This is a genomic window from Butyrivibrio sp. AE3006 (assembly GCF_000424165.1).
Lineage (GTDB): Bacteria > Bacillota > Clostridia > Lachnospirales > Lachnospiraceae > Butyrivibrio.
The window spans coordinates 18,965-39,339 of sequence record NZ_KE384145.1 but is presented as its reverse complement, the minus strand read 5'-3'; the positions used below and the strand labels follow the sequence as shown (position 1 = coordinate 39,339).

Sequence of the window (20,375 nt, the reverse complement as noted above, 5' to 3'; positions counted from 1 at the left end):
AATGAAGGTAGCAGTAATTGGCGCAGGTACAATGGGCGCAGGCATTGCGCAGACATTTGCACAGGCAGACACAGTAGACAAGGTTTATCTGTGTGACATTAAGACAGAGTTCGCAGAAGGCGGCTTTGCAAAGATCAAGAAGAGCATCGACAAGATGGTTACAAAGGGAAAGATCGATCAGGCAAAGGCTGACGCTATTCTCGGCAAGATCACAACAGGTCTTAACGATATCTGCTCAGATGCTGATCTCGTAGTTGAGGCAGCTCTTGAGGTTATGGATATCAAGAAGAACCTCTTCAAGGAGCTTGAAGAGAACATCGTAAAGAATCCTGATTGCATCTTTGCATCTAACACATCATCTCTTTCAATCACAGAGATCGGTGCAGGACTTCCTAAGCCGGTTATCGGCATGCATTTCTTCAATCCCGCTCCTGTTATGAAGCTGGTTGAGGTTATCCAGGGTGCAAACACACCTGAGGCTGATGTTGAGAAGATCAAGAAAATCTCTGAAGACCTTGGAAAAACTCCCGTACAGGTTAACGAGGCAGCTGGTTTCGTTGTAAACCGTATCCTTGTTCCTATGATCAACGAAGGTATCTTCGTATATTCAGAAGGCGTTTCAGATATCCAGGGTGTAGACACAGCTATGAAGCTTGGCTGCAACCATCCTATGGGACCCCTTGAACTCGGTGACTACATCGGACTTGATATCGTTCTTGCAATCATGGACGTTCTTTACAAGGAGACAGGCGATTCCAAGTATCGTGCTTGCCCTCTTCTTCGTAAGATGGTTCGTGGTAAGAAGCTTGGTGTTAAGACTGGTATCGGTTTCTACGATTACAGCGACGGTGGCAAGGTACCCACTGACAAGAAATAATACGCTTACTTATTCCTATTAAGGAATTAAATCGCCTGATAAAGCCTTCTCCCAGAGGGAGAAGGTGTCAGCGAAGCTGACGGATGAGGGTATTAAGAATACGAATGGAGGATTTTTTTCATGGATTTTCAGTTAGATCAGCAACATGAAATGGCGAGAGCTCTTTTCAAAGAGTTCGCAGAAAAAGAAGTTAAGCCCCACGCAATTGACGTGGATGAGACAGAGAAGTTCCCTACAGAGACTGTTAAGTTAATGCAGAAGTACGGTTTCATGGGAATCCCGGTTCCGAAGGAATACGGCGGACAGGGTTGTGATCCTCTTACATACGTTATGTGTGTAGAGGAGCTTGCAAAGGTTTGTGGTACAACAGCAGTTATCGTATCTGCTCACACATCACTTTGCTGCGATCCTATCATGACATACGGTACAGAAGAGCAGAAGCAGAAGTACCTTGTTCCCCTTGCAAAGGGTGAGAAGCTCGGTGCTTTCGGTCTTACAGAGCCCATGGCTGGTACAGACGCTCAGGGTGTTCAGACCAAGGCTGTTCTTACAGAAGATGGAAAAGAATGGGTTCTTGACGGATCCAAGTGCTTCATCACAAACGGTAAGGAAGCTGATGTTTATATCATCTTCGCTTACACAGATGTTGTAGAAGATAAGAAGGGTAGAAAGCAGAAGAAGTTCTCAGCATTCATCGTTGAGAAGGATACACCCGGATTTACATTTGGTACAAAGGAAAACAAGATGGGTATCCGTGGATCATCCACATACGAGCTTATTTTCCAGGATTGCCATATTCCTGCAGAGAACCTTCTTGGAACAAGAGGCAAGGGCTTTGCAATCGCTATGCACACTCTTGATGGTGGACGTATCGGTATCGCTGCTCAGGCTCTTGGTATTGCAGAAGGCGCTCTCGACAGAACAGTTGAGTACGTAAAAGAGAGAAAGCAGTTCGGCAGAGCAATCGGTGCTTTCCAGAACACACAGTTCCAGCTTGCTAACATGGCTACACAGTGTGAAGCAGCAAGACTTCTTGTTTATCAGGCAGCAGATGCTAAGAAGAACAAGGATTACTACGGAATCGAAGCTGCTAAGGCTAAGCTTTTTGCAGCAGAGGTTGCAATGGATGTAACTACAAAGGCTGTACAGCTTCACGGTGGTTATGGCTACATCAGAGAGTACGAAGTAGAGCGCATGATGCGTGATGCTAAGATCACAGAGATCTATGAGGGTACTTCTGAAGTTCAGAGAATGGTTATATCTGGAGCATTACTTAAGTAATCATCTTAATTTGATAAAGGAGAATACACATGAAAGTTGTAGTTTGCATAAAGCAGGTGCCCGATACAAAGGGCGGGGTTAAGTTTAAACCCGATGGAACACTCGACAGAGGAGCAATGCTTGCAATCATGAATCCTGATGACAAAGCAGGTCTTGAGGCAGCTCTTCGTCTTAAAGATGAATACGGCGCAGAAGTTACTGTTGTAACCATGGGTCTTCCCAAGGCTGAGGCAGTTCTTCGTGAGGCTATGGCTATGGGTGCTGACAAGGCAGTTCTTGTTACAGACCGTGTACTTGGTGGTGCTGACACATGGGCAACATCTTCTACAATCGCAGGCGCACTCAGAAACCTTGAGTATGATCTCGTAATCACAGGCCGTCAGGCTATCGATGGTGATACAGCTCAGGTTGGTCCTCAGATCTCTGAGCACCTTGGACTTCCCGTAATTTCTTACGCTGAGGAGATCAAGGTTGACGAGAAGGCTAAGACTGTTGTTGTTAAGCGTCAGTTCGAGGATCGTTATCACATGGTAGAGGCTAAGATGCCTTGCCTTATCACAGCTCTTGCAGAGCTGGGCGAGCCCAGATACATGACACCCGGCGGAATCTTCGATGCATTCGAGAAGGAAGTAACCGTTTGGGGAAGAGCAGACCTTAAGGATGTTGAGGATTCTAACCTTGGTCTTAAGGGATCACCTACTCAGATCGCTAAGGCTTCTGATAAGGTAAAGAAGGGCGCTGGTGAGAAGATCGTTGCTGATTCAGCTGATGAGGCTGTTGATTATCTGTTCGGCAAGCTCGAGGAGAAGCACGTTATCTAATAAACCTGCGTAAGCAGCAATATAGTATAAAGGAGAACAAAACATGTCTTTAGAAGAATATAAGGGTGTATTTATATTTGCTCAGCAGGTAGACAATGAGCTCTCAGGTATCGCACTTGAGCTCCTGGGCAAAGCAAAAGATCTTGCAAATGATCTTGATGAGAAAAAAGTTACAGCAGTTCTGCTTGGTGACAAGGTTGGTAACCTGGTAGACACACTTGCTGAGTACGGCGCTGACCGTGTAATCGTTGTTGATGATCCTGAGCTTAAGGATTATCGTACAGAGCCTTACACACATGCACTTGCATCAGTTATCAATGAGTACAAGCCGGAAATCCTTCTGGTTGGTGCTACAGCAATCGGCCGTGACCTTGGTCCTCGCGTATCTTCACGTGTTCACACAGGTCTTACAGCTGACTGTACACAGCTTGATATCGGTGACTTCCCGCTTAACGCAGTTGAGGGCCAGGAGCAGAAGCATAAGCAGCTCCTTATGACACGTCCTGCATTCGGTGGTAACACAATCGCTACTATCGCTTGCCCTGACTTCCGTCCTCAGATGGCAACAGTTCGTCCCGGCGTTATGCAGAAGATCGCTCCTGTAAAGGGCGCTAAGGCTGAGGTTGTTGAGTTCAACCCCGGATTCGAAGAGAACGCTTGCTATACAAAGATCCTTGAGATCGTTAAGGCAGTTTCAGAGGTTGAGGATATCCAGGAAGCTAAGATTCTTGTATCTGGTGGACGTGGTGTTGGAAGCCCTGAGAACTTCAAGCTTCTTGATGACCTTGCAAAGGTTCTTCACGGAACAGTATCATGCTCACGTGCAGTTGTAGATTCAGGCTGGAAGCCGAAGGATCTCCAGGTTGGTCAGACAGGTAAGACTGTTCGTCCTAAGGTTTACTTCGCAATCGGTATCAGCGGAGCTATCCAGCACGTAGCAGGTATGGAAGAATCAGATCTCATCATCGCTATCAACAAGGATGAGAACGCTCCTATCTTCGACGTAGCAGATTACGGCGTAGTTGGCGACCTTAACAAGATCGTTCCTGCACTTACAAAGAAGCTCGAGGCAGCTCTCGCAGCAAAATAATTAGTACGGGCAACCGCTAAAAATATTGGGTTGACTACTTCAAATCATTCGGGTGACGCTTTTCGACGCACCATAATCGATTTGATGTAGTCAACCTTTTTTATTCAATAGGAAATTCCTTCGGATTTCCTATTGAATAAAAAGCGCTCCGCTAAGGATGCGACTGGTGCGCAGATGAATTTTGCAAGCTAAAGCTTGCGCGCACCAGCGCGCAAAGAGTCGCGAGCGACTCTTTGTTCGCGGTAGCCCTGTTAATGTAAAAGCCGATGAGCTAGCGACAAAAGAGAGGCATTCTGATAAAATATAGTCTATATAATTTGAGTGTATTTATAAGGAGATTTTGGAACTAATGAAAAGCATACTAGATTACGAAACAGTGTCACTTATAGATGAGGATGACGCTTTAGAGATTATAGATCAGACTAAGCTTCCGGGAACAATTGAAATTATAAGACTTCACACCGGTGAGGAGATTTGGAATGCGATTTATCTTCTCCAGGTGAGAGGCGCACCGGCTATTGGCGTGGCTGCAGGGTTCGGGCTTTATGTACTCATGAAGCATTCTAAGGCTGAAAGCTATGATGAGTTCATGAAGGAGCTTAAGGAAAAGAGTGATTACCTGAACTCTTCAAGACCTACAGCAGTTAATCTTTCATGGGCACTTAAACGTATGGAAGAGCATGTGAAGGACGTTGCTAGAAAAGAATTAGCCATGGAGCTTAGCGAAAGCGGAGAGGTAGCCACAGCAAATGCAGAGGCTTTTGACAGAGATCTCCTTATCACAGCTATGCGAAAGGAATCAGAAAAGATAAAGGCTGAGGATATCGATGTTTGCAGGCGAATCGGTGAGAACGGACTTACCCTTATAAAGGACGGCTATGGACTTCTTACCCACTGCAATGCGGGACAGCTTGCAACCTGTAAGTATGGAACAGCAACAGCTCCCATGTATCTGGCCCATGAGAAAGGCATGAACATCAGAGTTTATTGTGATGAGACCAGACCTCTTTTACAGGGAGCAAGACTTACAGCCTTTGAGCTTCACAGTGCAGGAATCGATACAACACTTCTTTGTGATAACATGTCAGCTTCCCTTATGAAGACCGGGGCTATAGATGCAATATTCGTAGGATGTGATAGGGTTGCGGCAAACGGCGATGCTGCAAATAAGATCGGTACCAGCGTTGTGGCAACTGTAGCTAAGCATTACGGAATTCCTTTCTATGTATGCGCACCTACATCCACTATCGATATGAACACCAAAACAGGTGATGACATCAATATTGAGCAGAGAAAGCCTGAAGAAGTGACTGAGATGTGGTACAGTGAGCGTATGGCTCCTGATGGAGTTAAGGTATACAATCCAGCCTTTGATGTTACAGATCATGAACTTATAACAGGTATAGTTACAGAATATGGAGTTCTTCGAGCTCCGTATGATGAGAGTATAAAGAAGATATTCGACGAAAATAAATAAAACACAGTGCACACCCTTGTAAGATAGAGATATCAGGATGTGCACTTTTATGTTTAAGCTTATCTGAATTTTAGCTATATACTTATAAAATATCCATAAATTCTCGCTATTTCGTTGAGGGTGATATTTCAAAGTGTTAGAATAAATATGAGTTATTGTAGATATTAATGGGCTTTTGCGTGTTGGAATATATTATCACTGATAAGGTGTAATGGAGATTCGTAAATGGCTGTTGTTGCTGCAGATGAGGACAAAACTTTATATGCACCTGATCTGATTTCGAATGAGATGCTGCTTATAAAGAAGCATGGTTTCGATATCAATCTGCTTGAAGGTAAGCGTTTTAATATCTATCAGCTTGCAGAGATTAGAAAAGGCCTTGAAACAGGGGCAGATGTATTGGAGTATCTGGACCCTGAGCTTCCATGGAATGAAATGGAAGAAATCCGCCTTGAACTGCAGTCAGGGATAGATATGTCCATGTATCGTGATGCCGGTTTTGACATCATGCAGCTCGCAGAGATTCGCGAGGGACTTCAGAAGGGACTTGATGTAACTGAGTATGCAAGGCCTGAATTTTTCGCAGATCAGATGCGTCAGATCAGGCTTGGATTAGAAGCCGATATTCCCATAATTTTTTATCAGAACGCAAGTTATAACTGGCTTCAGATGGCAGAAATACGCAAAGGCCTTGAAAATGGCACAGACATATCTTCTTATGCAAGGGTTGATATGCCATATATGAAGATGCGTGTTATAAGGGAGAGCCTTGAGGATGGCCTTGAGCTGGATGAGGCACTTGTAAGACGCAAGGATGCGGCGACGCTGGAACAGATTCATATAGCCTATAAAGATAAAATAGACATAGATGAATATATAAAAAAGAATTTTGATGCAGAACAGCTTGAGCAGGTGAGAAAAGCCAAAATGGCAGGAATTGAGGATATCGACAGGTATTTTCTTTTTGGCATGCGTGGCGAATGTATGCATGAGGTTTTGCTTGGACTTGAGCAGAATCTTGATGTAAGCATTTATGCAGATGAACAGTATGGCTGGAAGCAGATGAAAGAGCTTAGGCTGGGACTTGAACACCAGGTGGATGTTTCAGTTTATGCTAAGCCTCTTTACCGTGCAGATCAGATGCGCGAGATAAGGCTTGGTCTTGAAGCTAATCTGGATGTCAGCAAATATAGCAGCATGGTTCATCCCGCGCAGGAAATGCGAATCATGCGTGAGTGGCTGGAAGACGGCAAGGCCCTTCCAAGCAACCTGAGTAAGCTTTTCACAGGCCAGCTTCAGGAAGAGATGTCTAAGCCTGCCGACGAAGAAGTAAAGGCATGGCAGTTTTTACAGACAGAGGAAGGGCGCCTCATAGACATATCGGAAGATATGATGAAGGTATATTTCACGATACCTGTAGGAACAAAGGCAGCGAAATTCACAATTGAATATATTGCAAAGCTCCTGTATAGGGCCAGGGTTCGCCGTGGAATCAGCAAAAAGGTTCTCGCGGAGATGATTGAAAATAAAAAGTTCGGTGTAAAAACTCTTGTAGCCACCGGAAGGGAGCCGGAAAACGGCAAGGATGGTTATTATGAATATCTCCTTCAGCTGGGTGAGAGTATACTTCCCGACATGGAAAGTTCAGATGGCGCCGATTTTTCCAAAGTAAAAATATTTGATGAGGTTAAGCTTGGAGACAAGCTGGCAATATACCATCCTGCAACACCCGGGGTTGATGGGTTTGACGTTACGGGCAAGATATTGAAGGCAAAACCAGGCAGAGGAAAACCTATCCTAAAGGGACACGGCTTCATGCTTCTTGCAGATAAGCAGACCTATGTTTCATCTTATGCAGGAGTTGGAAGAATCCATAGCGGAGAAATATGGATAGACAAGGCTAAGGTCTATGAATCTCTTGTAAATGTAAGGGATAAGATAAACTATGATGGTACGATCTGGGTAAAAGGTGATATAGAAAACGCTTATGTCCAGGCAAAGGGAGATATCGTAGTTGATGGAAGTGTGACCTGCGCCGATCTTACGGCCGGCGGAAGAATTGTAGTCCGTAAGAGCATAGTCGGGAATCTAAGTGAGAGAACAAGCATTAATGCAAACGGTATAGTGGCAGCTGCGCATCTTGATAATGCAGATATTAAGTGCAAAGAGGATCTTATATCCAATGACTGCCGAAACTGCAATGTATCGGCAGGCGGCAAGGTACTGATGCTTGGTGACAGAGGACTTGTAAACGGTGGTAAGGTTACTTCTCTTAAGGGAATTGAGACAGCCGTTCTTGGCAGCAAAACTGTTAAAGAAACGGTTATAAGGACCGGTATCACTGAAGACCTTGATTATGAGTATAAAAATCTCATGAGGAACCTTTCCAGAACCTATCAGGAGATAAAGGTATACGAGAGTCAGAGAGCCAAGCTGGCATCCTTTAATGATACGACCAATAAACAGGCCCTTCAGGTAAAGATTAAGATAAATGCAGAATCAGCGATAAAAGAAGCGGAACTTGAGAGGCTCAATAAGCGTAAAAAAGAAATTGAAGATGAGATGGCGGCCGTTAAGGACTCTAAGGTACTTGTGGCGAGGCTTGTATTTGACGGCACAGTGATCATGATGGGCAGCAGGATGCTGAAGCTAAATGACACTTATGAATCGACAAAAGGATTTACCTTCAAAGCTACAGAAGGTGCAGTATTAATGCTTGATGGCGAGAAAGTTGTAGCAAGGAGTTAAAAGTGGCAGATAAGAGCATACTTATTGTAGATGATGCGGAAATAAACAGAGGGATTCTCAGCGAGATCTTCAAGGAAGAGTATGATGTTCTTGAAGCCGAAAACGGCAGAAAAGCGCTTGAGATAATAGCAACCAAGAAGGATAAGATATCTGCAATCCTTCTGGATATTGTAATGCCTGAAATGGACGGCTACAGGCTCCTTGAGAAGCTTTCCGAGCACAAGATTCCCGCAAGGATTCCGGTTTTGATGATAACGGCAGACGGCAGTACTGACGCTGAGAGAAAATGCTATGAAAAAGGTGCCGCTGATGTTATCCATAAACCTTTCGATCCAATGGTTGTAAAGCACAGAGTTTTGAGAGCTATTGAGCTTTATGAAAGCAGACGCGGGCTTGAGCAGAAGGTAAACGATCAGACAAGAGTCCTGAAAAAGCAGTTCATGGTTCTTAAGAAGCAGGAAGAAAGGCTTCGCGAGACCAATGCCAGAATTATCGATACTATCTGTACCATCGTAGAGTTCCGTAATCTGGAATCCGGATATCATCTAAAGAGGATTAAAGGATTTGTACAGATACTGGCGAATACGGCCATGAGGAATTATCCCGAGTTTGGGCTTACTCCTCACAGGATTGAAGTAATAACAACGGCCAGTGCAATGCATGATATCGGTAAGATCACGGTTCCCGATTCAATTCTTTTGAAGCCCGGAAGACTGACGGCTGATGAGTTTGATATCATGAAATCCCATACCACCAGAGGCTGTGAGATTGTTAAGATGCTGGCAGATCTTCAGGACAAGGAGTACCTGGAAGTCAGCTACGATATCTGCAGACATCATCATGAAAAATATGACGGCAAGGGATATCCGGACGGCCTTAAGGGAGAGGAAATCTCTATCGCAGCACAGCTCACATCCCTGGCGGACGTTTATGATGCGCTGGTAAGTGACCGAGTTTACAAGTCGGCATTTACTCCCAGCAAAGCATACGAAATGATAAAAAACGGTGAAAGTGGAATCTTTTCGACCAAGATGCTGGCCTGCTTTGATATTGCAAGACCTGAGATGGAAGCAATGGTTGCAAGAACCAAGGCTGAGGAAGAAGCTAATGCGGCAGCAGGCGGCGCAGGTATGATGAGCCAGTGATTACTGAAAATATGGACATGGAAAATAATACATCAAAGAAAAATAAGTTATATAAAAGCTTTGGGTATGCATTTGAGGGCATCGGAAATACCATTTTGCATGAGAGAAACATGCAGATTCACTGCACAGTCACTGTACTTGTGGTGATATTTGGGTTTTTTCTTCATATTTCCCTTGTAGAATGGCTTTTCTGCATAGTGCTTTTTGGATTGGTATTGAGCCTTGAGCTTGTAAATACGGCCCTTGAAGCGGTGGTTGATCTTGTGACACAGGAGCGCAAGCCACTGGCCAAGAAAGCCAAGGATGCTGCGGCGGGAGCTGTTTTGATGAGTGCTATTATGGCCGCAATAATAGGCGGCATAATATTCTTTCCTAAATTGTGGGTGCTGATTTTTTAATTACCACTTTTTCGGGAAGCTATATAAAGGAGGACAAGAACATGGACATTCTTACAGACGGACTTAAGAAAATTTTACTTGCCAGTGTTGGAGCTGTTGCTCTTTCAGCTGAAAAAGCAGGTGAAATTCTTGGCGAAATGGTTGAAAAAGGAGAGATTACCGTTGAGCAGGGTAAGGCTCTGAATAAGGAGCTTAAGCGCACGGTAAAGGAGACTACAGAGAAAAAGGAAGAGGATAAAAAAGACCTCTCCAAGGTTGTTGAGGGACTTTCAGCAGATGAGCTTGCAAAGCTAAAAGAGCTTATAGCAGCTGCTGAGAATAAAGAGTGAGCAGATGGCAGACTTAACGGATCTGGTAGGAAAAATGCGACAGATTGCCGATGCACAGGCAGATAAAGCAGAGGCATTAAAACACGCAGATTCCGAAGAAAATAGTAAAGAGAAAAATGCAGAAGACAGCGCGAGGTTCAAAGAAATCCGCGCTGTTCTTGCAAGGAATAAAATAACAAGGGGCATATCTCCGGAAAAATTAAGGATAATCCTTGAGGAGCTGGGGCCGACTTATATTAAGCTTGGGCAGATAATGTCGATGCATTCGGACATTTTGCCGAAGCGCTATTGTGATGAGCTTGCAAAGCTGAATTTTGATGTTCAGCCAATGCCCTTTAGCGAAGTGATCGAAGTTATCGAGGAGTCCTACGGATGCCCTTATACGGACATCTATGAGTGGATTGAAGAGGAAACTCTTGGATCAGCTTCTATTGCTCAGGTTCACAGGGCAAAGCTAAGAAACAGCGACGAAAAAGAAGGCATAGATGATGTAATAATCAAAGTTCAAAGGCGAGGTGTCTACGAAATAATGTCAAGAGACATCAGTCTTCTTCATCGTCTTGTAAAGCTTATGCCGCCTGTGGGTGATCTGAAAAATATTGTGGACCTGGATATGGTACTTGATGAGATGTGGGCAGTTGCAAGAGAGGAGATGGATTTCTTCCGTGAAGCCTGCAATATGGCAGAATTTGCCCGTAACAACAAGGATATCCGTTATGTGGGATGTCCTAAGATGTTTCCCGAGTACTCCACCGATAAAGTCCTTGTTATGGAATATGTTCATGGATGCTCAATTGATGATGTGGAATACCTTACGGCACATGGTTATGACCTTAATGAGATAGGTGAAAAGTTTGTTAATAACTTTATAAAACAGGTCATGAATGACGGCTTTTTCCATGCTGATCCACATCCGGGAAATGTCAAGATCCGTGATGGAAAGATCATCTGGATTGATATGGGAATGATGGGCAGACTATCTGAAAAGGACAGACGCCTTATGGTACGAGGTGTCAGAGGAATTGCTCTTCATGATATTCAGGCTGTAGAAAATGCGGTTCTGGATCTGGGTGCAGTAAGCGGGACACCTGACAGAGCTAAGCTGTATGAGGATTTAAAAGCTTTCATAGATCAGTATGGTTCAGTATCCTTTGGAAGTCTCGATTTGGCAGCAGCACTTCAGTGCCTGATGGATATAATGAAGGAAAACGGCATATCACTTCCTCACGGAATGACGATGCTGTGCAGAGGACTGGCTCATGTGCAAGGCGTTCTGGCTACAATCAGCCCCGACATAAATATGATGCAGATAGCCACATCCCGTATAACAGATGAATTCATAGAGAATATGGATCTTAGGGAAGAACTGATGAAGTATGGCAGAGCGTTATATCGCGCCGCCGATAAGAGCATCGAGCTTCCATCTCTCACAGCACAGGCTATGAAGGAATATCTGGCAGGGCAAAGTAAGGTAAATCTGACCCTGAATTCTTCAAAGGAACTGGACGAGCTCATATACTCATCCATTAGAAATGTGGTAATCGGCCTTGGAGTAGCGGCACTTTTGATTTCTTCAAGTATAATGTGCCTGACACAGATGAAGCCCCAAATATTCGGAATACCTCTCCTTGGAGCCCTTGGCTTCTCCTTCGCCATGGCTGTCAGCAGCTTCCTGGTAATAAGGAATATAGCCTTGAAAATAGCGGCAAGACGTCGCCACAGACATAAGAGAAAATAAAAACGCAAAGTGGAGATCGATTATTGTAAGGTCTTTCACACATGCTAATAAAAAAGCAGCCATCCTTACAGCGTGTGTGAAAGGTTGCTGTTCGTCCAGTGGACGAACGCTTAGCAACGACCGTAGCGAAGCGGAGATCGAACCCGTTCGAGTCCGATAGACTCGAACAAAAAAGCAGCCATGGCATTTGCCATAGCTGCTTTTTTATTAGCGTGTGTGAAAGGGCGCACGAGGTCCGGGGGACCTCGGCTTTGCGCTGACCGAAACGAAGTGGAGATCGAACCCGTTCGAGTCCGATAGACTCGAACAAAAAAGCAGCCATGGCATTTGCCATAGCTGCTTTTTTATTAGCGTGTGTGAAAGGATTCGAACCCTCGACCTTCTGGTCCGTAGCCAGACGCTCTATCCAGCTGAGCTACACACACATGTATGCACTTATTAGCTGTGCAACGAAAATAATTATAACATCAAAATAAGAATTGTCAACACAAAATTATTATATCACAAAAATTAATAAAAAATCCCTTATTAATGGGAGGAGACCGGCATGGGTGGGGACGCCATACCGGTCATTAAGAAAAGGAGATTGTCCTTCTTTTTTACATTATTTATATCGTCAGCACCCTGAAAAACTTTAGAGCAGATTTTCAAGATTTTAAATTTTTTTCAAATTGGACAAGCAAAGGATTTTTATTGTATCATATTACGGATTGTATATATTTCCATGTGTTTTTTATGAAAGAGAATAATAATGCAGAGATTTGACCTTATTGCGCCATGCCATTTTGGTTTGGAGGCAGTCTTAAAAAAAGAAATTATAAACCTTGGTTATGAAATAGTAGAGGTTTCAGACGGAAGAGTAACCTTCGCAGGTGATCCCGATGCTGTTGTCAGAGCCAACATCGGACTTAGAACCGCAGAGAGAGTTCTTATTAAAGTGGGTTCTTTCCGTGCTACTACTTTTGAAGAGCTTTTTCAGGGGACCAAGGCACTTCCCTGGGAAGAGTTTATTCCAAAGGATGGAAAATTCTGGGTAAAGAAAGCCAGCAGCGTAAAGAGTAAGCTTTTTAGCCCTTCCGACATTCAGTCAATTATGAAAAAAGCCATGGTTGACAGACTTTCAGACATTTATCATATCAGGCGTTTTGAAGAAAGCGGTGAAAGCTTTCCTGTAAGAGTGTTTTTGCTTAAGGATGAGGTTACGGTAGCACTTGATACCACAGGCGATTCTCTTCATAAGAGAGGATACCGTAAGCTGGAAGCCAAGGCGCCTATTGCTGAGAACCTTGCTGCGGCGCTTTTAATGCTGACTCCCTGGAGAGCAGACAGGATTCTGATTGATCCTTTTTGCGGAAGCGGAACATTTCCTATAGAGGCTGCTATGATTGCAGCAGGAATAGCACCCGGTATGCACAGACATTTCACAGCTGAAAATTGGACACATATAATAACACCTGATAACTGGCGCGATGTCCGCGAGGAGTGCGCTGAAGAAATCAATATGGATATTGAGACCGATATTCAGGGCTACGATATAGATCCGGATGTTATTGAAATAGCCAGGATAAATGCTCAAAAGGCAGGCGTTGACAAGCTTATCCATTTCCAGGCAAGGGATGTAGCAGATCTTAGCCATAGGAAAAAGTACGGCTTTATCATTACCAATCCGCCCTATGGTGAGAGAATTGGTGAAGAGGCTGAGCTTCCTGCGCTTTATAAGACCCTTGGAGAGCGCTATAAGGCCTTGGATTCATGGTCTATGTATCTTATTACAGCCTATGAGAAGGCAGAGCGCGATATCGGAAGAAAAGCAGATAAAAACCGTAAGATATATAACGGAATGATCAAGACATATTTTTATCAATACATGGGACCTAAGCCTCCCAGAAGAAACGAGAATAAGGGTGACAGAATTGATTGAGAACAGATTAAAAAAGACTGCTATTTATACGGCTATTTTTGCAGTCATATCATTTGGAATCATGTTTTACAGAGCGGCCACCAAGAGCATTCTTATTGCTGAAGCTACTCAGGAACAGGCGCAGTCAGCGGTAAGTACGGAATCCTTCGACTTGGATATCAGTGCTCCTGTGGGCGGAAAAGGAGAGGGAACACTTGTTATTCCTCTTGAAGCAGGCGTCAGCTCAGATCTTATAACATTTGAAGAAAAGCATTCAGAGCATAAGTTCCTTCTTTTTATAAACGGAAGGAATCCTGATTTTTATCATCAGAACAAGGTTTTCTCTGATCTTGCAATGATAACGAGTGCTACATGCAAGCCATTAAATGACAAGGGTAATGTTTGTCTGGAATTCAGTCTTGACGGACTTTATGAAAACGAAACAGAGCTTGGTGATTCTGAGATAACAGTTTCTTTTAATGTGCCAGAGGGATTATATGAGAATGTTGTAGTAATCGATCCTGTGGATGATATCGGACTAAAGCTTGTGCCATATATTAAGAAGATTATGGACAGTGATGACACTATCAAGGTTTTCTACACAAGGCAGTCAAAAGAGGAGACATCTACTGAAAAGGTGGAGGCTCTTATAGCAGATTCAGAGGCAGATCTGTATGTTCAGATAGGTACAGAGGATACAGATGCAGCTGATGAGGGTATTCGTACATTTTATAACGGCGTATTTTTTATAAGAGAGTTTGGAAATATCAAGTTCTCCGATATGCTTGAGAGGTGCACTGCGGAAGCTGCTTCAACCAATGCTCTTGGTCTTGAAGAAGTGTCCCGTGACAATGAGGTAATCATGAATTCTGTTATCCCATCGGCATTTGTGTCTATAGGCAATATTAACAGCCCCGGAGACAGCAAGAGATTTGGACAGGATTTTTATATAGAGAATTGTGCTGCCGGAATTGTAAACGGCATAAAAGCATCTTTCCAGATAATCAATCCCGTGGCTGAAGAAGAGTCTACAGATGCTTTGCAGGGGATTATTAACGGTAATTAAGCCGCTGGCTTTTTATGGAGGAGATTATGAGAATAGTATTCGCTACAGGTAATAATGATAAAATGCGTGAGATTCGCCAGATCCTTGGCGGATTCACTGAGGATATCGTATCCATGAAGGATGCGGGGATCGATATTGATATCGTCGAGGATGGCACCACATTTGAAGAAAATGCCATGATAAAAGCAAGGGCTGTGCATGAGTATTGTGAGGATGCAATTGTTCTTGCCGATGATTCAGGCTTAGAGATTGATTTTCTTAACAAAGAGCCGGGAATCTATTCTGCCCGCTATCTTGGAAGAGAGACACCTTATCCTGAGAAAAATGGCATCATTTTGGAAAAGCTTAAGGATGTTCCCGATGAAAAGCGCTCAGCAAGATTCGTGTGCGCTATAGCTGCATGCCTTCCCGGTGGTAAGGAGATTATCGTAAGAGGTACCATGGAGGGCAGAATCGGTTATGAGATAGCCGGAGAGAACGGATTTGGATATGATCCTATTTTTTTCCTGCCTGAATATGGCAAAACATCTGCTCAGCTCCTTCCTGAGGAGAAAAATGCGGTTAGCCACAGAGGCAAGGCTCTTAGAATGATGGAAGAAAAGCTGAAGGAAACTTTTAATGCATAAGATATTGGTAGTAAGCGATACACATCGCAAGGACGAGAATTTTTACAGAGTAATAGATATAGAAAAAGATGTTAATCTGATAATTCACTGTGGGGACACAGAAGGCTCTGAGACCCAGATGCAGCAGTTAAGCACGGCTCCTATGAGGATAGTAAAAGGGAATAATGACTTTTTCAGCAACCTTCCCGATGAGCAGGAGTTTGAAGTATGGCCCCATAGATTTTTTGTAACCCATGGGCACAGATATCTTGTGAATATGGGCAGTACAGATATCAGACGCGAGGCCTTGGTCCGTGGCGCTGATGTGGTGATCTACGGGCATACGCACAAGCCAGTAGCGGCTGAAATTGACGGGATTTATGTATTTAATCCCGGAAGCCTTTCTTATCCCAGGCAGGAGGGCAGGAAGCCATCCTATCTGATTCTTACTATTGATGATGAGGGTGAGCTTACCTACGAGATAAAATATTTGGAGCTGTTCTGAAAAATCAACAGGATTTCATAGTCGGAAAGCCGCATGGTTACTGGATGTTCGAAGTATTTGAAAAAAATATAAATTTTTTTTGGAAATAGTGTTGACAATGTACGCAAATCCATTATATAATTCTTCTTGCGTTGCGGGTCCGGTAGTAAACAGAACGCTTCCAAGACGGGGTGTGGCTTAGCTTGGTAGAGCGCCTGGTTTGGGACCAGGAGGTCGCAGGTTCGAATCCTGTCACCCCGATTGAGTAACGCAGAATTAAATACATGCGGGTGTAGTTCAATGGTAGAACACCAGCCTTCCAAGCTGGATACGTGGGTTCGATTCCCATCACCCGCTTACAAAATACTCCTCAGGATTTATCCTGAGGAGTATTTTTGTAAGCGGGGGAGACCTCGAACCCAAGGTTCGAGTCTCCGCTTCGCTCCGGTCGGCGCTAAGCAGAGGTCCACCGGACCTCTAGCGCCCCATCACCCGCTTAACAAAAGAAACCTCGAACCCAAGGTTCGAGTCTCCGCTTCGTGTCTACACTCCGTTCCGGTCGTTGCTGAGCAGAGGTCCCCCGGACCTCTAGCAACGGTCGTTGCTAAACGCGTGCCACCGGCACGCAGCAACCCATCACCCGCTTTTTTGTTTGCCCAGAATCCATGCGGATTTGAGGGCATTTTTTATGCGTTGACCAATGTGAATGGTGGCTGAACCCTGCTTTTAGTCTCACATTATCGCAGTTATTAAGTCTCACATCAATTGATCACGCTCAATATTGCAAAATAAAAAACATAAAGAAAATACTGTTTCCCCTTACATTCTAATATCAGATACCTTCAAAGAGAAAAGCAGATAGAAACTGGTGCATCAGCTACTATCTGCTCTTCTTTAGATAATCATATAATACTCCGAATCATGTGATACTCTCCGGGGGTACTTATATCACACTTAAAGTCGAAAAAGCCTATATTTATAGTACACTCAAGGTTTTTGTAGCTTCACATGTTTACTTAAAAATAGTCGTTCAGTAAAGAAAAAGACAAGGAAACGGTGAGCGTTTCCTTGTCTCTGTAAGAATTACTTTTTCTTTGAAGACTTCTTAGATTTATCAGATTTCCCTTTGAGGGGGTCCGCATGTGTAGCCGTATCCCAACCTTCACTAATCGGAACACCCCATTTGGTCTTAGCTTTCTTTTTAGCTTTGCCTTTAGCTGAAATATTCTTGATGAATTTCTTGGCATAAGATCCTTGTTCGTAAGTCTTTACTGTAATCTGCTTTTTGTCTTTCTTAAAAGCGTTCTTGTCGATTTTGATTTCAGCATAAGCTCCGTAAAGCTGGAACTCTTTCAGTTTTGTACATCCGGAGAAGGCACCTTTACTTATGCGTTTCTTGGTCTTTGAGGTGATGGGGCAGCTTCTTTTGAAGATATCATCTTTTTCATAAGCTTTGAGCGCATTGGATCCCCATGCAACGACTTTAAGATTCTTACAGTTTTTGAAACAGTCAGTAGGAATTTCCTTTACAGAATCGGGAATATACGCATAATGTATATCGCTTCTGTTCTTGAAAGCTCCGGGTGCGATACTGGTTACAATAAACCATTCATGGTTGTAACGGCAGTATGCGAACATTCTGAAATCAAACTCTGCAAGTTTGTTATTTTCAAGAGACGTATATCTGTTACTGGGATCGTTCAGCCAGACCATTCCGCCGCCCGCCCGACTATTATCCATACGTCTGTCATCGATATAATCTGAGATTGCATAAACGCTGAACGCTGTTGAGTTAGACGCAATACCTCTTTGTGGCCCTGAAAACGCCCAAAGATTAAAAGCACTCGCGTCTTCCCATTCTAGATCACTGGGTATGTCCCATGATTCATATCCGATAATTTGCACTTCACCGAAGGTGCTTCCTGTTCCGGCTTTGGTCACGCGATAATGGATCATATCTCCTTTTTCCCAAAACTGTGTTCCAACAGGTGCAAGCCATCCATCTTCTTCAAGTTCTTTTGCAGTCCAATCCCAGCTTTCGCCACGTATCATTCCAAACATAGCTTCCTTGCTGTCCGCATCTGCCCAGTTTGGTGTTCCGAGTATAGATTTTGGTGAACCTTCGCGATAACTGGATGTTGACTGATTATTAGCTGCATTAGAATTATTGTTAGAATTATTTTGATAGCCAGGAATTGCCTCATCTGTTTGACTTATAGCCTTAGATATAGCATCTTGACGTGCCTTTTCCTCTTCTTCGAGCTTCTTTTTTTGCTCGCCAACATACTTCATGCATTCACTGTATGTTCCATACTCCTCATATAGGTTGCTCTTCTTATCTTCCGGTTTGTCTGACCATTTGTAAGTGTCATTGGAGTAATGAAATAGTGCATTATACTCCATATCCTTAGCAAGCTGGTTGTACTCATCCTCGGTAAGCTGTTCCAGGAGACAATATAATTCATACGGATGGTTAACAAGGTAGCTGTCAAACCATACATACTGTACATCTTCAGTATCATAGCTGTCTTTTCTTTTTATAGTTTCAAGTCCAGCCTTAAGCTGGTTATAGGCGTCTGCCGATGCATGGGATGTAATAGAAAACCCTGCGAATGCTCCCATGCAAAGTGCAAAGGCAAGGCTAAAGGCTAAAAGCCTGTTCCTTATTCTGTTGTTTTTGCTGTTCTTGTTCATTTTATATTCCCTCATGATATGAAAATAGTGATAGTTACACCAACTCTTTCTTCAAACCAAAATCACAATAACATATTAATGTTATATTTACAATATATTTCTATTATATTATCGATTTTACCATGCCATATTGTAGTTGCGTTTATGGCATATTTCTATCATACAACATATTCAAATGTGGTCATAAAATATATTTGAAAGGTGTTGGAAATAGGTATAATCGCATGAATTCAGAATCAAAATTAGTAATAAGAAAAAGAGCCGGAGAAGAAGGCTTCAAGAATTTCAGTATCAGAGTTCCTAATGAGATTGTTAATAAATTAGATGAGATTTCCCAGAGAGCAAACGTAAGTCGCAATGAGCTGATCTCCATCATGCTTGATTATGCCATTGAGCATTGCGAAATCAAGTAATGGCATATCACCATAAATCAGATTAATTATCATCAATAAGCTTTATCAAAATTTCTATTTGTTGACCAATCGTTGACCAACAAAATCCATCTTGCGAAGCCAGTAAACAAGTGAGGGAGACCTGATTATTGCAAGGCGCGTGGCATCATATTACGTGCCTTTTTAAAAGCTTTATAAAAGTTTTTTGAAAAATTCAAAATTACTTATTGACAGTATTTAATCTCTAATATATAATCTGTAGATGTCGCTATGAGTTGCGAATATGTGTCCGTAGCTCAGCTGGATAGAGCAACGGCCTTCTAAGCCGTGGGTCGGGGGTTCGAATCCCTTCGGGCACATTTAAGACTAAGAGATCAATCTTAGTCTTATATATATGGTGGGTATGGCGCAGTTGGTTAGCGCGCCAGATTGTGGTTCTGGAGACCGTGGGTTCGAGTCCCACTATCCACCCTTTTTTATTTAGGGCGGTAATTCGATATTTAAAAAAGATTTAATTCGAGTTATCATAAAGTAAGCACATCTGCTGTGTATGATGGGCTATCGCCAAGCGGTAAGGCACAGCACTTTGACTGCTGCACTCGTGGGTTCGAATCCCGCTAGCCCAGTTTTTGATATATCACTGCTAAGGCAGTTCATATATATGAGATACTAGCTCAGTTGGTAGAGCACTTGACTTTTAATCAAGTTGTCGTGGGTTCGATTCCCACGTGTCTCATTTACTTTTGCAAAAACGTTGAAAGTACAAGGCTTTCAGCGTTTTTTTTCTTTACTTGATTATGTGCGTAAACGTGGAATAATCAAGTAGCCTAAATTAAGGGCGCTTGATTATGCTGCTTGACTACACTAATCGAGGAGGAAGTAAAATGAGTAAGCGTCTGAATGTAAAGCAAGATGAAGAGTATTCAGTTAAAGAGTTGATGGAGAACTTTATTTCTGAAAAGAGGGCAGAAGGTAGGTCTATCCAAACAATAGAAAGCTATAATAACAGTTTTAAAAAATTCTTCTTTTGCTTTGATGAAGAAATGAGCACTAAAGAAATAGACAAAGGTATGGTGCTTCATTACATGAATTATCTTCAAAAGCCTGAAAATCTACATCTTGCTTCAATTAACCATTATTTAAGAGATTTAAGAACGTTTGTAAATTGGTGCTATATAGAAGGCTATATCAATGAAAAAGTTGATATTAAGATGGTTAAAGGACAAGAATCGCGATTTACGATACTGATTATGGTGAACGGGTTTATATATATGTGTTGGATTCATTTATGATTTTTTGTGCTCCCTGTGATTACTGATTATATATCAGT

Annotated in this window: 17 protein-coding genes and 7 tRNA genes; 22 read left to right on the top strand and 2 right to left on the bottom strand. The window is 43.0% G+C overall.

Annotated elements, in window-relative coordinates; genetic code table 11:
- The first annotated feature begins 1 nt into the window (after position 1).
- From G603_RS0117185 to G603_RS20910, 10 genes are all read left to right on the top strand, one after another.
- Complete coding sequence (locus tag G603_RS0117185) at positions 2 to 877, top strand: 3-hydroxyacyl-CoA dehydrogenase family protein (protein WP_026523488.1); 876 nt, start codon at positions 2 to 4, stop codon at positions 875 to 877.
- Positions 878 to 997: 120 nt separating this feature from the next.
- The gene (locus G603_RS0117180) at positions 998 to 2,158 is read left to right on the top strand and encodes an acyl-CoA dehydrogenase (RefSeq protein ID WP_026670975.1); all 1,161 of its coding nucleotides are present in this window, start codon (positions 998 to 1,000) and stop codon (positions 2,156 to 2,158) included.
- 29 nt (positions 2,159 to 2,187) lie between these two features.
- The gene (locus G603_RS0117175) at positions 2,188 to 2,979 is read left to right on the top strand and encodes an electron transfer flavoprotein subunit beta/FixA family protein (protein ID WP_022762769.1); all 792 of its coding nucleotides are present in this window, start codon (positions 2,188 to 2,190) and stop codon (positions 2,977 to 2,979) included.
- A gap of 43 nt (positions 2,980 to 3,022) precedes the next feature.
- Positions 3,023 to 4,069 (top strand): electron transfer flavoprotein subunit alpha/FixB family protein, encoded by a 1,047-nt coding sequence (locus G603_RS0117170; protein WP_026523490.1) that lies wholly within the window; start codon positions 3,023 to 3,025, stop codon positions 4,067 to 4,069.
- A gap of 349 nt (positions 4,070 to 4,418) precedes the next feature.
- Positions 4,419 to 5,546 carry an S-methyl-5-thioribose-1-phosphate isomerase gene (gene mtnA / locus G603_RS0117165; RefSeq protein ID WP_035793875.1) on the top strand — a complete coding sequence of 376 codons (1,128 nt, stop codon included), beginning with the start codon at positions 4,419 to 4,421 and terminating at the stop codon, positions 5,544 to 5,546.
- A 225-nt stretch (positions 5,547 to 5,771) separates the two neighbouring features.
- Positions 5,772 to 8,294 carry a DUF342 domain-containing protein gene (locus G603_RS0117160; RefSeq protein ID WP_026670974.1) on the top strand — a complete coding sequence of 841 codons (2,523 nt, stop codon included), beginning with the start codon at positions 5,772 to 5,774 and terminating at the stop codon, positions 8,292 to 8,294.
- A 2-nt stretch (positions 8,295 to 8,296) separates the two neighbouring features.
- Positions 8,297 to 9,439 carry an HD domain-containing phosphohydrolase gene (locus G603_RS0117155; RefSeq protein ID WP_026523493.1) on the top strand — a complete coding sequence of 381 codons (1,143 nt, stop codon included), beginning with the start codon at positions 8,297 to 8,299 and terminating at the stop codon, positions 9,437 to 9,439.
- A gap of 17 nt (positions 9,440 to 9,456) precedes the next feature.
- The gene (locus G603_RS0117150) at positions 9,457 to 9,837 is read left to right on the top strand and encodes a diacylglycerol kinase (RefSeq protein WP_026523494.1); all 381 of its coding nucleotides are present in this window, start codon (positions 9,457 to 9,459) and stop codon (positions 9,835 to 9,837) included.
- A gap of 41 nt (positions 9,838 to 9,878) precedes the next feature.
- Positions 9,879 to 10,166: a hypothetical protein gene (locus G603_RS0117145; RefSeq protein ID WP_026670973.1), complete on the top strand. Its 288-nt coding sequence runs from the start codon at positions 9,879 to 9,881 to the stop codon at positions 10,164 to 10,166.
- Between the two features lie 4 nt (positions 10,167 to 10,170).
- Positions 10,171 to 11,904, top strand: a complete 1,734-nt coding sequence (locus G603_RS20910) for an ABC1 kinase family protein (protein WP_242834905.1) — start codon at positions 10,171 to 10,173, stop codon at positions 11,902 to 11,904.
- A 351-nt stretch (positions 11,905 to 12,255) separates the two neighbouring features.
- On the opposite strand, the gene G603_RS0117135 is transcribed toward G603_RS20910, so the two are convergent.
- A tRNA-Arg gene (locus G603_RS0117135) sits at positions 12,256 to 12,329 on the bottom strand.
- 326 nt (positions 12,330 to 12,655) lie between these two features.
- On the opposite strand from G603_RS0117135, the gene G603_RS0117130 reads away from it, so the two are divergent.
- From G603_RS0117130 to G603_RS0117105, 6 genes are all read left to right on the top strand, one after another.
- Positions 12,656 to 13,825 carry a THUMP domain-containing class I SAM-dependent RNA methyltransferase gene (locus G603_RS0117130; protein WP_026523496.1) on the top strand — a complete coding sequence of 390 codons (1,170 nt, stop codon included), beginning with the start codon at positions 12,656 to 12,658 and terminating at the stop codon, positions 13,823 to 13,825.
- Positions 13,809 to 14,870 (top strand): N-acetylmuramoyl-L-alanine amidase, encoded by a 1,062-nt coding sequence (locus tag G603_RS0117125; protein WP_026670972.1) that lies wholly within the window; start codon positions 13,809 to 13,811, stop codon positions 14,868 to 14,870. Before G603_RS0117130 ends, G603_RS0117125 begins: the two co-directional genes overlap by 17 nt.
- Positions 14,871 to 14,896: 26 nt before the next feature.
- Positions 14,897 to 15,496: an XTP/dITP diphosphatase gene (locus tag G603_RS0117120; RefSeq protein WP_330367671.1), complete on the top strand. Its 600-nt coding sequence runs from the start codon at positions 14,897 to 14,899 to the stop codon at positions 15,494 to 15,496.
- Entirely contained in the window at positions 15,489 to 15,980 is a 492-nt protein-coding gene (locus tag G603_RS0117115) for a metallophosphoesterase (protein WP_026670971.1), read from the top strand. Before G603_RS0117120 ends, G603_RS0117115 begins: the two co-directional genes overlap by 8 nt.
- Before the next feature lie 166 nt (positions 15,981 to 16,146).
- Positions 16,147 to 16,220, top strand: a tRNA-Pro gene (locus G603_RS0117110).
- Positions 16,221 to 16,245: 25 nt separating this feature from the next.
- A tRNA-Gly gene (locus G603_RS0117105) sits at positions 16,246 to 16,316 on the top strand.
- 726 nt (positions 16,317 to 17,042) lie between these two features.
- Here the strand turns inward: G603_RS0117105 and G603_RS0117100 are convergent.
- Positions 17,043 to 18,653 (bottom strand): leucine-rich repeat protein, encoded by a 1,611-nt coding sequence (locus G603_RS0117100; protein ID WP_026523500.1) that lies wholly within the window; start codon positions 18,651 to 18,653, stop codon positions 17,043 to 17,045.
- Positions 18,654 to 18,877: 224 nt separating this feature from the next.
- Here G603_RS0117100 and G603_RS0117095 point away from each other — a divergent pair, with 224 nt between their 5' ends.
- From G603_RS0117095 to G603_RS0117070, 6 genes are all read left to right on the top strand, one after another.
- Positions 18,878 to 19,066, top strand: coding sequence for a ribbon-helix-helix protein, CopG family (locus G603_RS0117095; RefSeq protein ID WP_026523501.1), 189 nt, complete (start codon positions 18,878 to 18,880; stop codon positions 19,064 to 19,066).
- A 264-nt stretch (positions 19,067 to 19,330) separates the two neighbouring features.
- Positions 19,331 to 19,404, top strand: a tRNA-Arg gene (locus G603_RS0117090).
- 38 nt (positions 19,405 to 19,442) lie between these two features.
- Positions 19,443 to 19,516, top strand: a tRNA-His gene (locus tag G603_RS0117085).
- Positions 19,517 to 19,599: 83 nt separating this feature from the next.
- Positions 19,600 to 19,671: transfer RNA gene (locus G603_RS0117080), tRNA-Gln, on the top strand.
- 37 nt (positions 19,672 to 19,708) lie between these two features.
- Positions 19,709 to 19,781, top strand: a tRNA-Lys gene (locus G603_RS0117075).
- A gap of 148 nt (positions 19,782 to 19,929) precedes the next feature.
- Positions 19,930 to 20,337 carry a phage integrase SAM-like domain-containing protein gene (locus tag G603_RS0117070; RefSeq protein ID WP_026670970.1) on the top strand — a complete coding sequence of 136 codons (408 nt, stop codon included), beginning with the start codon at positions 19,930 to 19,932 and terminating at the stop codon, positions 20,335 to 20,337.
- Positions 20,338 to 20,375: the final 38 nt, after the last annotated feature.